This is a genomic window from Streptomyces sp. NPDC004284 (assembly GCF_042874035.1).
In the GTDB taxonomy this organism is placed as follows: Bacteria; Actinomycetota; Actinomycetes; order Streptomycetales; family Streptomycetaceae; genus Streptomyces.
Genome location: NZ_JBIAMJ010000005.1, coordinates 57,431 through 70,206 on the forward strand (window position 1 = coordinate 57,431; position 12,776 = coordinate 70,206).

The following is a 12,776-nucleotide window of genomic DNA, read 5'->3' on the forward strand; positions in this document are numbered from 1 at the left end:
TCACTGGCCGATCCGGTAGCCGGGCATGGGCAGCTTGCCGCAGGCGGGCTGGACGGCGTCCCACTTGGCCGCGTCGAACGACTGACCGGTGAAGACGAGGATGCCGTCCTTCGGGTCGGGATCGGGCAGGTCCGGGTAGCCGTTCTTCCTGCCGCACGCGACGAAGGCGCGCGCCATGTCGACGAACTTCTTGTTGTTCTTCTCCTGGACCTGGTGGATGCCGGGATTCTTCCCGTCGCAGAGCTTGGCCGCCGCGTCATAGCCGCCGACGGGGGCGGAGCCGGTGCCGGTGCCGGAGGCGGGGACGGCGATGTCGCCCTCCTTGTCGATCAGGACCTGGGTCTGCCCCTGAGCGTGCATACAGCTCACCCAGGACTGCTTGATCGCGGCGTCGTCCTGCGGCTTGCCGCCGCCCGTCCCGTCGTCTCCGGCGACCTTGGGGGCCTCGTCCTGGGATGCGGAACAACCGCTCATCACCAGGGCCGCGGCCACGGCGGCCGCCGCTATGAGCGTCCGCCCGATGGGTGCGCGCATGTCTTGCTCCTCGCTGGTCTCGACGATGACGTCGCCCTCGGCCATGACGTCGGAAACCGTTGTACGGAGCCCCCGGTGAGACACGCGTGATCATCCGCCTAACCCCTGGCTAACGTGCCCGGCGGCATCCTGGACCGGGTCGGGTCACAGGCCCGGCCACCCAGGTCACCGGAGAGGAGAGGGAGGGGCGACATGCGGGTGCTCATCGTCGAGGACGAGGAAGAGCTGGCCTCGATGCTCGCGGAAGGCTTGCGCGGCGAGGGGATGGCCTGCGACGTCGCCCACGACGGGGTTCGGGCGCTGGAGATGACGGCCGCCGCCGAGTACGACGTACTGGTCCTCGACCGCGACCTGCCCCAGCTGGGCGGCGACGCCGTCTGCCGGGCGCTGAACGCGGCCGGACACCCGGCGCGGATCCTGATGCTCACCGCCGCCGGCGCCCTGACCGACCTGGTCGACGGCCTCGGCCACGGCGCCGACGACTACATGTCCAAGCCCTTCTCGTACCTGGAACTGGTCGCCCGGCTCCGCGCACTGGGTCGGCGGGGCGGCGCGGGTGCCTCCGTGACGGTGCTCAGCCGCGACGGTGTGCGCCTGGACACCGTCCGCCGCGTGGCGGAGCGCGACGGGCGCCCGCTGAAGCTGACGCCCAGGGAGCTCGGCGTACTGGAGATCCTCCTGGCCGCGGACGGTGCCCCCGTCACCGGCGAGGAGCTCAAGGACCGGCTGTGGGACGCGGCACTGGACCCGGCCACCACCGCCATCCGGGTCACGGTCCACGCTCTTCGCCGCAAACTCGGCGAGCCCCGGCTGATCAGCCACACCCCCGGCTACGGGTACCGGCTGTGAGGGGACCGAGGCTCCGGCACACGCCCCGCCGTCTCCTTCCGCACCGCCTGCCTTTGCGCGGGCGCCTGACCCTGGTGACCACGCTGGTCTTCCTGGTCCTCGGCAGCGGACTGCTCCTCCTCAACTGGCTCATCGCCCAGCAGCTCATCGAGGACAACCGCTCCCTCGTCGTCCCCGCCGTATCGACCGTGCCCGTGGAACCCGTCGATCCCTCCGCGTCTCCGACCGGCGTGCCCACGGGCTTCGCCACGCCGGTCGTCCCCGCCCCGCCGGACACGGCCACGGAAGCGGCGCCCCTCACCCCCGCCGAGGGCTTCGAGGACTTCCAGGACCGGGTCCTGACACAGCTCCTGACCCGGTCCCTGCTTCTGCTGCTCGTCTTCACCGCGCTCGCCGCACTGCTCGCGTGGCGGGCGAGCCGCCGCTCGCTGCACCGCCTCACCCAGGTGACCGCGGCGGCCCGCCGCATCAGCACCGGAAGCAGCCTGGACGAAAGGCTCGACCTCACGGGCCCTCACGACGAGGTCCGCGAACTCGGCGACACGTTCGACGCCATGCTCGACCGGCTGGACCGCAGCTTCGACGCCCAGAGGCAGTTCACCGCCCACGCCTCGCACGAACTGCGCACCCCCCTCACTCTTCAGCGCACCGCGCTGGAGATCCCTCTCGCTCAGGGGCGCGTTCCCGACGACCTGAAACCCGCGCTGCGCCGCGCCCTGGACGCCAACACCCGCACCGAGCATCTGATCGACTCACTGCTGACCCTGGCTCGCGGCGAAAGCCGCACCCGGGCGCCGCAGCCCGTCGACCTCGCGGACACCGTCCGGAACGCCGTGGCGGACTTGGCCGGGGAGGCACGGGTCGCGAGGGTCCACGTCACCGCGGCACTCGCCCCGGCCCCGGTCTCGGGCGACCCCGCACTGCTCGCCCAAGTCGCTCTGAACCTGCTCGCCAACGCGGTCCGCCACAACCACCCGGACGGCACGGCACGCATCACCACCGGCACCATGGGAGACAGCGCGTTCATCGAAGTCACCAACAGCGGGCCCGTTCTGGAGCAGCAGGAGATTCCGGCTCTCTTCGAGCCCTTCCGGCGTGGCCGAGGCCGCACGGGGAACGGCCTCGGACTCGGGCTCGCCGTCGTCCGCGCCATCACGCTCTCCCACGACGGCACGATCACCGCCGCCCCACGCCCCGGCGGCGGCATCACCGTCCACATCGACCTGCCGCAACAACCCGAAGACACCGTGTCCGCCCTCGCACAGCCCTGATCTCCGAATGAGCGGCCCCGAGGAGCGTTTCCGCAGGTCATTTGCATGCCAGGGAGGACGGACGGCGGTGATTCCCCAACTTATGGCGCGGGTTCGATTCCCGTCATCCGCTCTTCGCGCGAAGGCCCAGGTCAGCGACCTGGGCCTTCGTCGTCGTCCAAACCTGTCGGGTGCCACGCGCCATTCGCGTACCGTACGGGACCCGATGCGGCGTCAGATCAGCTACTGGTCCGCTTGGGTCGCACGAGGAACCCCGCGCCCCTGCCTGACCCGCCTGGTCACTTGCCGCTGTCCTCGGCGAGGGTGTGGGCGACGAGGGCGTTGGCGTGGCCGTGGCCGAGGCCGTGCTCGGACTTGAGCCAGTTGACCAGCTCCATGTGCTTGGTGAGCGGGGAGGAGCGGATGAGGTCCTTCCATTCGGCGATGGGGCGGCCGTACTTCTTCTCGATGGAGGGGAAGTAGCTGGCAGGACCCTTCACGGCGTCGGTCATGGATGCCCCGTTTCGGATGGTGATGATCTTGGTCGTGTCGATGATGCCGGAGGGAGCGGCGGTCGGCTAGCGGGCGGCCAGGCGGGCCGTCACCGCGCTCAGCCACAGCAGGCCGAGACCCGCGCCGACGGTGAACGCCAGGACCGAGGAGGCCGAGGCCATGAACCCGGCGAGGACGACCGCCGGCACGATGCGGGATGCGACCGCCCAGTGGCGAAGGCCACGGGCGGCGAGCGGGCGGGCCAGGACGAAGAACGCGGCGCACAGGGCGAGGTAGCCGATCATGCCGCCGAACATGTGGGCGGCGCCGTGACCGCTCATCGCGGTCGCCTCGGGCGCCCCGACGGGGAAGCCCGCTCCGGCATCGGCGGGGAAGGCCGCCGCGGCCCAGAAGGAGGCGCCGAAGACGCCGACCAGGGCCGGGCCCCACGTCCCGCCGGGGCCTCCGCGCAGCGCACGCCGCAGGCCGGCCGCGCCGGCGAGCAGCAGGGTGCCGGTGAGCACGAAACTCGCCGTCTGGATCCAGCCCGCCTCGCCGAGGGCGAGCTGGCTGATCGCGTTCCGGGTGAAGTCGAAGCCGTCGCGCGCGAAGCCCTGGGCGAGTCCGGCCGCGAGGAACAGCGGGCCCGCCACCACGCCACCGGCCGCCGCCCACCGCGCCCCGGATCGCGACGCGGGCACGGTGGACAGGACGTGGCGGGGCGCGGTGAGCATGTCGGTCATGGCAGGGCCTTCCTCGCTTCGAACTTGTCGCCCATATGACCGATGGCGACGAGAAGACTCATCGGTCCCGTCGATGTGCACTGGATCACATGCGGGCGGGGGGCGGCCTCCCGCTCGCGCATGCCGCCCGGAGGGGCGTGCCGCAACGTGTCGGCGGGGGCGGTGGACAGCGGACGAGACGGGTGTCGCCGCGCCAACGAGAAGCGCCGTATCAGGGGACGTTTTCGCAGGTCAGGCGTTGGGTGCCCGAGCCGGGCGGCGGTGGTTCCCCGGCTTATGGAGCGGGTTCGATCCCCGTCATCCGCTCTTCACGCGAAGCCCCAGGTCAGCGGCCCGGGGCTTCGTCGTCGTCCAGACCTGTCCAGGCGTCTTGTGCCGCCTCTGCGCCACCACCTGCCCAGAGGTTTCTACCTGCTCGCCGGGCCCGGGGCGGCCTTCAGCGCCTCCCGCATGATGCGCACGCCCTGCTCGGCCATCTCGTCGATGGGGAGGGCGAGTTCGTCCGGTGTGACGTCGATCGTCCAGACGAAACGGCTGCGTCCTGCGGTGTCGGCGAGGACCTGCATCGAGGCGTGATGGTGCTTCGGCGCCATCGAGCCGCCGACCACCGCGTAGGCCACCCGGCGGGCCGCATCGTCGATGTCGACGATGAGCTCGTGGACGACCACGCCGTTCGCGAAGGTCACGATCCTGGTATCCGCCTCCATGCGGGTGTCCGTGACGAAGCCCGGCACCAGGCGCCGGTGCACGGCTCCGACTTCGCGCAGGGCCTCCCAGACGTTCTCCGGGGAGTTGTCGATCAGGAATTCCTTGTTGATGTGAGCCATGTGCCCTTCTCCTGTCGGGGGATGTGTCAGGCGCCGGTGGTGAGGCAGAACGGATGCCCCTCGGGGTCGGTGAGGACGACCCACTGGTCCTTGCCGGGCTGGAACTCGGGCCTCGACGCTCCGAGGGCGAGGATCCGGCCGGCCGCCTCCTCCAGGTCGGTGACCGTGAGGTCGAGGTGGGCGTGCTGGGCGGCGTCGGGCCAGCCCGGGGCCCGGTACCCCTCGATGCGGACGAATGCCAGGCCGGGCTGCTCCCCGCCGGCCAGGGAGGCGTAGTCCTCGCCGCTGTGGGTGATCTCCCAGCCGGTGACCTCGCTGTAGAAACCGGCGAGCCGAACCGGGTCACCGCAATCGATGACGATGGTGCTGATCTGCGCGAGAACGGGCATGACGGCGACTCCTCGAACGCGGTACGGGATGCTGTGCGACACCGCTCAGCCTGCTCGCCGCGCCCCCTGCCGGTCTTGAACATCCTTGCGGCGGGGCCGGTGTCAGACCCGCGGCGTAGCGTCGAAGAGTGCTCACCACCACCGTCCTCGCCACCCGGCCCGGCTTCAGCGTCACCGCGGTGAGCTGCCGGGACGACCACACCCGCTGGTCGCGGACGGAGGTACGCGAGGACTACCGGGTGGTGCTCGTGCGGCGCGGCCGGTTCCGCAGGCAGGTGGCGGGCGCCCCGGCCGAGGTCGACCCGACGACGGCCTACCTCGGCGTACCGGGTGAGGAAGAGCGTTTCGCACACCCGGCCGCCGGGGGCGACGAGTGCACCTCGATCAGCCTGACGCCCGCGCTGTGGCGGGCCGTGGCCGGCGAGGAGGCCCGCCCGGCCCGACAGAGCGTGTACGTGGACGCCCGCCTCGACCTGGCCCACCGCCGCGTCCTCGCGTCCGCCCGCACCGGCGACGTGGACCACGCGGTGACCGAGGAGCTCCTCGGGCTGCTCTCCGCCACCGTCGGACAGGCCGTCGACGGAGCCGTCCCGACCGGCGTGCGCCCCGGCCGGGACGAGGGCCCACTCGTCGCCGCGGCCCGGCAGGCGATCGGCGAGGCCCACCCCGCCTCCGGGGGACTGCTGCCGCTCGCGGAGCTCCTCGGCGTCTCGCCCTACCGTCTGAGCCGCGCCTTCACCCGCGAGCTGGGAGTCTCCCTGACCCGCTACCGCAACCGGGTCCGTGTCTGCCGCGCCCTCGACCGTCTGGACGCGGGCGAGGAAAGCCTCGCCGCCCTCGCCGCCGACCTGGGCTTCTCCGACCAGGCCCACCTCACCCGGACCATGCGCCACTCCCTCGGTCACACACCGACGGCACTGCGGCGGCTCCTCGCCCCGGGACACCCCGAGGGGGACGCAGCCGGGTAGAGGGCCCTCGACCACGGGCCCGGCACGTGCCGCCACAGGCCGGCAGGGACGGCGGACAGCGGCCGAGGCGTCACGGCTCCTACGTCACGTGCCGCGGGTGCCGAACGGCAGGAGCGCCGTCGCCTCCCCCCGAACGGTCAGGATCGGAGAAGCGTCGACGAGGGTGCCGGCCCTAGCGTGAAGGACATGACTTCCCTCGCTTCCCTCACCCTTGAGGTGGCCGACCTCGCGGCCGCCGAACGTTTCTACGCCGCCTCCGGGCTCGGCGCCCATGTGTCCCTGCGTGCCTCGGAGGCGCCCACGGACGGGTTCCGCGGGTTCACGGTGTCGCTCACCGTGGCGCAGCCGGCCGATGTCCGGGGTCTGGTCGACGCGGCCGTCGACGCCGGGGCGACGGTCCTGAAGCCCGCCTCGAAGTCGTTCTGGGGCTACGGCGGTGTCGTGCGCGCCCCGGACGGCACGATCTGGAAGGTCGCGTCCTCGGAGAAGAAGGACACCGGCCCCGCCACCGGGCGGGTCGACCGGATCGTGCTCCTGCTGGGCACGTCGGACATCACCGAGAGCAAGCAGTTCTACGTCGGGCGGGGCCTCGCCGTGGCGAAGAGCTTCGGCCGGAAGTACGTGGAGTTCGCCGCGCCCGAAGGTGCCGTCACCCTGGCCCTCTACGGGCGCAAGGCCCTGGCCAAGGACGCCGGCGTGCCGGTCGACGGCACGGGATCGCACCGGCTCGTCCTCCGCGGGGAGAGCGGGGGAAGCGGGGTGAGCGGGGAAAGCCTCGACGGCGGTTCCTTCACCGACCCCGACGGGTTCGCCTGGGAGGCCGCCGCTCCGGTCGCGCACGCGTCCTGATCCCGCGCCCCGCCCACGCGCCCCCCGGGGCCGTGGCGGAGCGGCGTACGGAAGAATCGCCGTCATGGCTGAGGGTGGGGACTTCAGGAGCACGCTCGCGGGCGACATCGCGCGATTCGACCGGGAGGCGGCCCGGCGGGCCGCCGACGCCGCGGAGGAGGAACGGCGACGCGTCCTCGCGGAGTTCCCGCTGGAGGCCTGGGCCGAACTGCCGCTGGAGCGGTACGCGCTCGGGCCCGCGTCCTACCGGGACCCGCGGCACACCTTCTGCCGGCTCCTGGAGTACGGCACCAACGCGTTCGGCAGCATCCGCGGCGGCAGCGCGGCGAAGCACATCGTGTACCAGCACCGGACGGGCGAGTGGCGGATCGTCCCCAGCGCCCTGAGCAGGCTCCCCGTGCGCGAGGCCTGGGCGCGGGTGAGGGCGGAGTTCGTGACGGCCTTCGACGCGGCCGCAGCCGGGGAGTACGGGCGCATCGACGAGCTGGACTCGCTCTCGTACGGGCAGGCCCTGACCACGAAGTCCCTGGCCGTCTACTTCCCCGGCGCGTTCCTGCCCATCTTCTCCGCCGCGCACGTCCGCCACTTCACCGCGCTCCTGGGGGGCCGGCCGCACCAGGAGTCCTCGGGGGCGCGCACCTGGCGGGCCAACCGGGAGCTCCTCGGCCTCGTGCGGCGCACCCCCGAGTTCGAGGGGTGGAGCCCGCACGAGGTGATGTCCTTCCTGTACGCCTTCCACGATCCGCGGCCGAGCAGCCGGCCGATCTGGAAGATCTCCCCCGGGGAGCGTGCCGGTCTCTGGGACGAGTGCCGTACGGACGGCAACATCCGGATCGGCTGGGACGAGGTGGGCAGCCTCGGCCAGTACGAGAGCGACCGGGAGCTCAAGGACGTCCTGGACCAGCACTGGCCGGGGAGCGCGGGCGGCAGCCTGCGGCTCGCCCGGCAGCTGCTCGCCTTCCGCGACCTGGAGCCCGGGGACCGGATCGTCGCCAACCGGGGGAAGTCGGAGGTGCTGGCGGTCGGCACCGTCGCCGACGGCTACTCCTACGCCCCGGACGTGCCGACCCACCGCCATGTGGTGGGGGTGGACTGGGACACCTCCTTCGCCCAGACCTTCGACTCGCCCCGGCACGCCTGGCAGCAGACGCTCGCGAAGGTTCCCGCCACGCTGTGGCGGGACATCCGGGCGAGGCGCAACGAGTCCTGGCACAGCGGCGACACGGGACCCGAGGCGGACGCCGCGAGCGACGCGGAGCTTCCCGATTCCGTGCGCAAGGCGAGGGATCTGCTCCACCACAAGGGCCAGATCGTCCTGCAGGGACCGCCCGGCACCGGGAAGACGCGCCTGGCGCTCAGCGTCGCGCTGCTCCTCGCGGGCCGGGGGGACCGGATCGAGGCCGCGCCCGCGGAGCGCGCCGCCGCGCTCGCCGCGTTGTCCCAGGTGCCGGAGGGCGGGACGGCGGCCCCTCTCACCATGGTGACCTTCCACCCGTCCTACGGGTACGAGGACTTCGTCGAGGGCTTCAAACCCGATCTGGCCTCGGACGGGGCGGGGCTCAGCCTCCAGATGACGGACGGCCTGTTCCGCCGCGTCTGCGCGGCGGCCGAGAAGGCCCCCCAGGACACGTTCGTGATCGTCGTCGACGAGATCAACCGCGGCGATCTGCCCCGCATCCTGGGCGAGTTGATCACCCTCCTGGAGCTCGACAAGCGGGGTTCCGTGTCCGTCACCCTGCCGACCAGCGGCCGGCGGCAGACCGTCCCGCCGAACGTGCGGATCATCGGCACCATGAACTCCGCGGACCGCAGCGTGGGCCACATCGACGCGGCGATCCGGCGGAGGTTCGCCTTCCTCGACGTGCCGCCGGATCCGGACGTCCTGGACGGCGAGGTGGAGGGGCTCGGCCTGGCCGACCTCCTCGAAGGACTGAACGCCAAACTCGACGTCGCCTTCGGGCCGGACCACCTGCTCGGCCAGGCGTACCTGCTGTCCGGGGACCGGCCGCTCGCCACCGCCGAACAGCTCTCCCACGCCTTCCACCACGAGATCGTGCCGCTCGTCGCCGACTACTGCCACGGACAGCCCGACCTGCTGAAGAGCGTCCTCGGCGGCCTCGTGGACGACCGCACCGGCCGGGTCGTCCAGACCAACCCGCAGGATCTGCCCCGCATCCTGGCCGAGGAGTTCGTCGCCGCCACGGCCGCGGGCGAGGACTTCCCCGGCGGCGAGGATCCGGGCGCCTGGGGCCTGGAGTAGGCGCGTGCCCGCGATCACGCCACGGCACGAGGTGGTCCTGGACGAGTACGGGTCCAGGACCGTCCCGCGCTCCCTGCTGTACGGGAACGACCTCGACCGGCTCCGCGCGGCCGGGGTCGTCACCGTCACCGAGGTCCGGCACGGGTACGTGCTCACGGCCGGACCGGTCGCCGGAGTGCTCCAGCTCGACCGGCTGCGGCTGCTCCTCCGCCCCAAGATGCCGATCGAGGGCAGGCGCCTGATCGACTGGCTCTGCTACGCCGACAACCAGCGCGAGCCGAGCGAGACGCTCCGCAACTGGCCCCTCGGCAGCGACGGTTACGCCGGTCTCGTGCCCGCCGCCCTGCTGCACGAGTGCCGTCTGCTGCTGCGGCACGGCCTGCGCAGGGACTACGTGCGCCGGCACCGCGTCGACTCGGCGCTGCGCGGCCGGCTCGACGTCGAGGCCCAGGCCACCCGGTGCTACGGCGCCGTCGACCGGCTCCACCTGCAGACCTTCGAGTACGAGGACGGCGGCTGGGAGAACCTCGTCTGCGGGGCCGCGCTGACCGTCGCCGCCCGGCGGTCCACCGACCCCCGGCTGACCGGGTGGCTGCTCGACGCCGCGGCGCGCTTCCCCTCCCCCCGCCGCCCGCAGGACGCGCTGCCGCTCCTCGCGCGGGCCGGGTACAACCGGCTGAACAGCCACTACCGGGCCGCGCACGCCTGGTCCCGGATGGTGCTCGGCGGCGGTGGCGTGACCGATCTCCTGGATCCGTACGGCTTCGGCGCGAAGAGTCTGCTGCTCAACCTGAACGTCCTGTGGGAGCGCGTGGTCCGCCGCATGGCCGCCGACGCGGCCGTCTCCCTGGGCGGCCGGCAGGCGGGGCCGGCGGAGGGGGCGATCCGGACCCGCGGCGGGCTCGGGAAGAAGAGCCCGCCGTTCCGTCCCGACGTGCTGCTGGCCTTCCCGCAGGCGGCCGGCGGGGGCGCGGCGACGGCGGACGCGGGGCCCGCGGCGACGCGCTTCCTGGCCGTGGACGCCAAGTACAAGAAGTACGGGGAGAAGAACGTCTCCGCGGACGACCGTCACCAACTGCTGACCTACATCCAGGGGTACACCTCCCCGGACGCCCCGCTCGCCCTCGTCGTCCACCCCTCGCCCGACGGGCCCACCCGGCGCGTCCTGCGGATCGAGGGGCCCCGGGGCCGTCTCGGGCTCGTCGAGGTGCTGGGCCTCGACACCCGCGCCGCGCCGAAGGAGGCGGCCGAGCCGTTGCGCCGGGCCGTCGCGGGCTTCGCCGGCAGGACGGTCACGCCGTAGCGGCCCTCCCCGGCCGGGGTCAGGTCCGGGCGGCGTGCAGCAGCAGCGTCCTCGCGCGCTCCGCGCGGCGGGACAGGAGGTAGTCGTACGGCGAGGTTCCGTACGCGAGGCGGAACTGGCGGACCAGGAGGCCGGGAGGCAGGCCGGCGGCGCGGGCCAGGGCCAGGACGTCCAGGGGGCGGGCGTGGTCGCGGTCGAGGTGGTCGCGGACGCGGCGCATGCGGGTGAAGTCGTCCAGGCGTTGCGCGGTGGTGCGCGCGCGGGCCCATGCCGGGCGGCACATCTAGCGGACTTCCTGGATGCGGATGAGGTTGCCCGCCGGGTCGCGGAAGGCGCAGTCGCGGATGCCGTACGGCTGGTCGGTCGGCTCCTGGACGACCTCGGCGTCCGTCGCCCGGATCTTCGCGAAGACGGAGTCGAGGTCGGGGGCGGCGAGGAGGATCCAGCCGTACGTGCCCTTGGCCATCATCTCGGTGATGGTGCGGCGCTCGTCCTCGGTGATGCCGGGGTCGACGGCGGGCGGGGCGAGGAGGATGGAGGTGCCGGGCTGGCCCGCCGGGCCGACCGTGATCCAGCGCATCCTGCCCTGGCCGACGTCGCTGCGGACCTCGAAGCCGAGGGCGTCGCGGTAGAAGGCCAGGGAGGCGTCCGGGTCGTCGTGCGGGAGGGCCGTGGTGTGAATGGTGATGTCCATGGACTTCACGCTAGTTGCGGGGGTCGGGGACGCGCTTCTCGAATCCTGATTCGTCTCCCGATCCGTGTCCTGATCCGTCTCCCGATCCGTGTCGGTCAGTGGTGGAAGCCCGCGCGCTCGGCGTCCGACGGCACGCCCTTCGTCAGGCGCTCCAGGGCGCGGCCCATGTCCTGGGCGAGCAGGTCGACCTCGTCGCGGCCGATGCCGTGGCGGATCATGACGCGCTGGATGACGGTCTCCTGCCGGTCGGGGGGCAGCGGGTAGGAGGGGACCTGCCAGCCGCGCCTCCGGAGCTCGTCGGAGAGGTCGTACAGGCTGAAGCCCGCGCCCTTGGGGTCGGCGAGCGTGTACGAGACGGCGGGCAGCGCGCCCTGCCCGTCGTAGAGCAGGGTGAACGGGCCCATCGCCTCGATCTTCCGGGCGAGGTACTGGGCGGTCAGCGCGCACGCCTCCTGGACGCGCCGGTAGCCGGCCCGGCCCAGGCGCAGGAAGTTGTAGTACTGGGCGACGATCTCGCCGCCGGGGCGGGAGAAGTTCAGGGCGAACGTCGGCATGTCGCCGCCCAGGTAGTTCACCCGGAAGACGAGGTCCTCGGGCAGGAGGTCGGCGGTGCGCCAGACCGCCCAGCCCACGCCGAGGGGCGCGAGGCCGAACTTGTGGCCTGAGGCGTTGATGGAGGAGACCCGCGGCAGCCGGAAGTCCCAGACGAGGTCCCGGTGGAGGAAGGGCGCGACGAAACCGCCGCTCGCCGCGTCGACGTGGATCGGGATGTCGAGCCCCGACTCCTGCTGGATCCGGTCGAGTTCGGCGGCCAGCTCGGCGACCGGCTCGTAGTCGCAGGTGTAGGTGACGCCGAGGATCGCGACGACGCCGATGGTGTTCTCGTCGACGTACTCCTTCAGCTGGTGGGGGCGGAGGCCGGTGGCGCCCGGCTCCACCGGGACCTGGCGCAGCTCCACGTCGAAGTAGCGGGCGAACTTGTCCCAGCAGATCTGCACGGGCCCGGTGACGATGTTCGGCCGGTCGACCGGCTTGCCCTCGGCCCGCCGCCGCTCCCGCCACCGCCACTTCAGGGCCAGTCCGCCGAGCATGGCGGCCTCGCTGGAGCCGGTGGTCGAGCAGCCGATCGCCGTGTCCTCGCCGGTCCCCGGGGCGTTCCACAGATCGGCCAGGATGTTCACGCACCGCGCCTCGATCTCGGCGGTCTGCGGGTACTCGTCCTTGTCGATCATGTTCTTGTCGAGGCACTCGTTCATCAGCTTGCGGACCTCGTCGTCCGTCCACGTCGTGCAGAACGTCGCCAGGTTCTGCGCGGCGTTGCCGTCGAGCAGCAGCTCGTTGTGGAGCATCGCGTAGACCACCGAGGGGAGGTTCGGCTCCTCCGGCATCCGGTGCTTCGGCAGGACCCGCTCGCTCAGCGCCGAGGCGAACACATCGGTCGCCGCGTCAGCACTCTTCGGTGCCTTCATCTCATGGAGCGCCACAGTTTCCCCTTCGATCAACGGACTGGTCGACAGTCCTCTCATCAACCCACGAGGCCGGGCGGAGCGCCCGGCAGCGGCCGCGACCGTTGGCCCACCCGAGTGAGGGGGACGCCCAGGCCCTGTCCTGCGGCTTC

The 12,776-nt window shown here is 72.4% G+C and carries 14 protein-coding genes; 6 read left to right on the plus strand and 8 right to left on the minus strand.

From position 1 onward, the window contains the following. Nucleotides 1-534 carry a hypothetical protein gene (locus ACFYUS_RS15005; RefSeq protein ID WP_388850773.1) on the minus strand — a complete coding sequence of 178 codons (534 nt, stop codon included), beginning with the start codon at nucleotides 532-534 and terminating at the stop codon, nucleotides 1-3. 192 nt (nucleotides 535-726) lie between these two features. On the opposite strand from ACFYUS_RS15005, the gene ACFYUS_RS15010 reads away from it, so the two are divergent. Together ACFYUS_RS15010 and ACFYUS_RS15015 are read left to right on the plus strand one after the other, a co-directional pair. Continuing rightward, nucleotides 727-1,383, plus strand: coding sequence for a response regulator transcription factor (locus ACFYUS_RS15010; protein WP_388850776.1), 657 nt, complete (start codon nucleotides 727-729; stop codon nucleotides 1,381-1,383). Between the two features lie 53 nt (nucleotides 1,384-1,436). After that, complete coding sequence (locus ACFYUS_RS15015) at nucleotides 1,437-2,654, plus strand: sensor histidine kinase (RefSeq protein ID WP_388850779.1); 1,218 nt, start codon at nucleotides 1,437-1,439, stop codon at nucleotides 2,652-2,654. Nucleotides 2,655-2,932: 278 nt separating this feature from the next. Here the strand turns inward: ACFYUS_RS15015 and ACFYUS_RS15020 are convergent, their stop codons facing one another. The 4 genes from ACFYUS_RS15020 to ACFYUS_RS15035 all read right to left on the minus strand — a co-directional run bounded on the left by ACFYUS_RS15020 (nucleotide 2,933) and on the right by ACFYUS_RS15035 (nucleotide 5,084). Next, nucleotides 2,933-3,145, minus strand: coding sequence for a DUF4287 domain-containing protein (locus ACFYUS_RS15020; RefSeq protein ID WP_041130004.1), 213 nt, complete (start codon nucleotides 3,143-3,145; stop codon nucleotides 2,933-2,935). 66 nt (nucleotides 3,146-3,211) lie between these two features. After that, nucleotides 3,212-3,868 carry a DUF998 domain-containing protein gene (locus ACFYUS_RS15025; RefSeq protein WP_388850782.1) on the minus strand — a complete coding sequence of 219 codons (657 nt, stop codon included), beginning with the start codon at nucleotides 3,866-3,868 and terminating at the stop codon, nucleotides 3,212-3,214. 407 nt (nucleotides 3,869-4,275) lie between these two features. After that, nucleotides 4,276-4,695: an SRPBCC family protein gene (locus ACFYUS_RS15030; protein WP_388850785.1), complete on the minus strand. Its 420-nt coding sequence runs from the start codon at nucleotides 4,693-4,695 to the stop codon at nucleotides 4,276-4,278. Nucleotides 4,696-4,721: 26 nt separating this feature from the next. After that, a complete protein-coding gene (locus ACFYUS_RS15035; protein WP_388850788.1) occupies nucleotides 4,722-5,084 on the minus strand; it encodes a VOC family protein in 363 nt (120 codons plus the stop codon). 128 nt (nucleotides 5,085-5,212) lie between these two features. On the opposite strand from ACFYUS_RS15035, the gene ACFYUS_RS15040 reads away from it, so the two are divergent. The 4 genes from ACFYUS_RS15040 to ACFYUS_RS15055 all read left to right on the plus strand — a co-directional run bounded on the left by ACFYUS_RS15040 (nucleotide 5,213) and on the right by ACFYUS_RS15055 (nucleotide 10,464). Then, entirely contained in the window at nucleotides 5,213-6,052 is an 840-nt protein-coding gene (locus ACFYUS_RS15040) for a helix-turn-helix domain-containing protein (protein ID WP_388850791.1), read from the plus strand. Nucleotides 6,053-6,238: 186 nt separating this feature from the next. Next, on the plus strand, nucleotides 6,239-6,901 hold the full coding sequence (locus ACFYUS_RS15045; protein WP_388850794.1) for a glyoxalase: 663 nt from the start codon (nucleotides 6,239-6,241) through the stop codon (nucleotides 6,899-6,901). A gap of 64 nt (nucleotides 6,902-6,965) precedes the next feature. Next, on the plus strand, nucleotides 6,966-9,161 hold the full coding sequence (locus ACFYUS_RS15050) for an McrB family protein (RefSeq protein WP_388850797.1): 2,196 nt from the start codon (nucleotides 6,966-6,968) through the stop codon (nucleotides 9,159-9,161). A 4-nt stretch (nucleotides 9,162-9,165) separates the two neighbouring features. After that, nucleotides 9,166-10,464 carry a PE-PGRS family protein gene (locus ACFYUS_RS15055; RefSeq protein WP_388850800.1) on the plus strand — a complete coding sequence of 433 codons (1,299 nt, stop codon included), beginning with the start codon at nucleotides 9,166-9,168 and terminating at the stop codon, nucleotides 10,462-10,464. Between the two features lie 19 nt (nucleotides 10,465-10,483). On the opposite strand, the gene ACFYUS_RS15060 is transcribed toward ACFYUS_RS15055, so the two are convergent. The 3 genes from ACFYUS_RS15060 to ACFYUS_RS15070 all read right to left on the minus strand — a co-directional run bounded on the left by ACFYUS_RS15060 (nucleotide 10,484) and on the right by ACFYUS_RS15070 (nucleotide 12,642). Continuing rightward, nucleotides 10,484-10,747 (minus strand): hypothetical protein, encoded by a 264-nt coding sequence (locus tag ACFYUS_RS15060; RefSeq protein ID WP_388850803.1) that lies wholly within the window; start codon nucleotides 10,745-10,747, stop codon nucleotides 10,484-10,486. Next, complete coding sequence (locus ACFYUS_RS15065; RefSeq protein WP_388850807.1) at nucleotides 10,748-11,158, minus strand: VOC family protein; 411 nt, start codon at nucleotides 11,156-11,158, stop codon at nucleotides 10,748-10,750. It lies immediately after the preceding gene. A 95-nt stretch (nucleotides 11,159-11,253) separates the two neighbouring features. Further along, nucleotides 11,254-12,642 (minus strand): glutamate decarboxylase, encoded by a 1,389-nt coding sequence (locus tag ACFYUS_RS15070; protein WP_388850810.1) that lies wholly within the window; start codon nucleotides 12,640-12,642, stop codon nucleotides 11,254-11,256. Between the last annotated feature and the right edge of the window lie 134 nt (nucleotides 12,643-12,776).

Bases quoted from the DNA above. Each gene is read 5' to 3' on its own strand.
- ACFYUS_RS15065 (WP_388850807.1), bottom strand. From the start codon at position 11,158: ATGGACATCACCATTCACACCACGGCCCTCCCGCACGACGACCCGGAC.
- ACFYUS_RS15045 (WP_388850794.1), top strand. From the start codon at position 6,239: ATGACTTCCCTCGCTTCCCTCACCCTTGAGGTGGCCGACCTCGCGGCC.
- ACFYUS_RS15010 (WP_388850776.1), top strand. From the start codon at position 727: ATGCGGGTGCTCATCGTCGAGGACGAGGAAGAGCTGGCCTCGATGCTC.
- ACFYUS_RS15025 (WP_388850782.1), bottom strand. From the start codon at position 3,868: ATGACCGACATGCTCACCGCGCCCCGCCACGTCCTGTCCACCGTGCCC.
- ACFYUS_RS15060 (WP_388850803.1), bottom strand. From the start codon at position 10,747: ATGTGCCGCCCGGCATGGGCCCGCGCGCGCACCACCGCGCAACGCCTG.
- ACFYUS_RS15035 (WP_388850788.1), bottom strand. From the start codon at position 5,084: ATGCCCGTTCTCGCGCAGATCAGCACCATCGTCATCGATTGCGGTGAC.
- ACFYUS_RS15005 (WP_388850773.1), bottom strand. From the start codon at position 534: ATGCGCGCACCCATCGGGCGGACGCTCATAGCGGCGGCCGCCGTGGCC.
- ACFYUS_RS15030 (WP_388850785.1), bottom strand. From the start codon at position 4,695: ATGGCTCACATCAACAAGGAATTCCTGATCGACAACTCCCCGGAGAAC.
- ACFYUS_RS15020 (WP_041130004.1), bottom strand. From the start codon at position 3,145: ATGACCGACGCCGTGAAGGGTCCTGCCAGCTACTTCCCCTCCATCGAG.
- ACFYUS_RS15050 (WP_388850797.1), top strand. From the start codon at position 6,966: ATGGCTGAGGGTGGGGACTTCAGGAGCACGCTCGCGGGCGACATCGCG.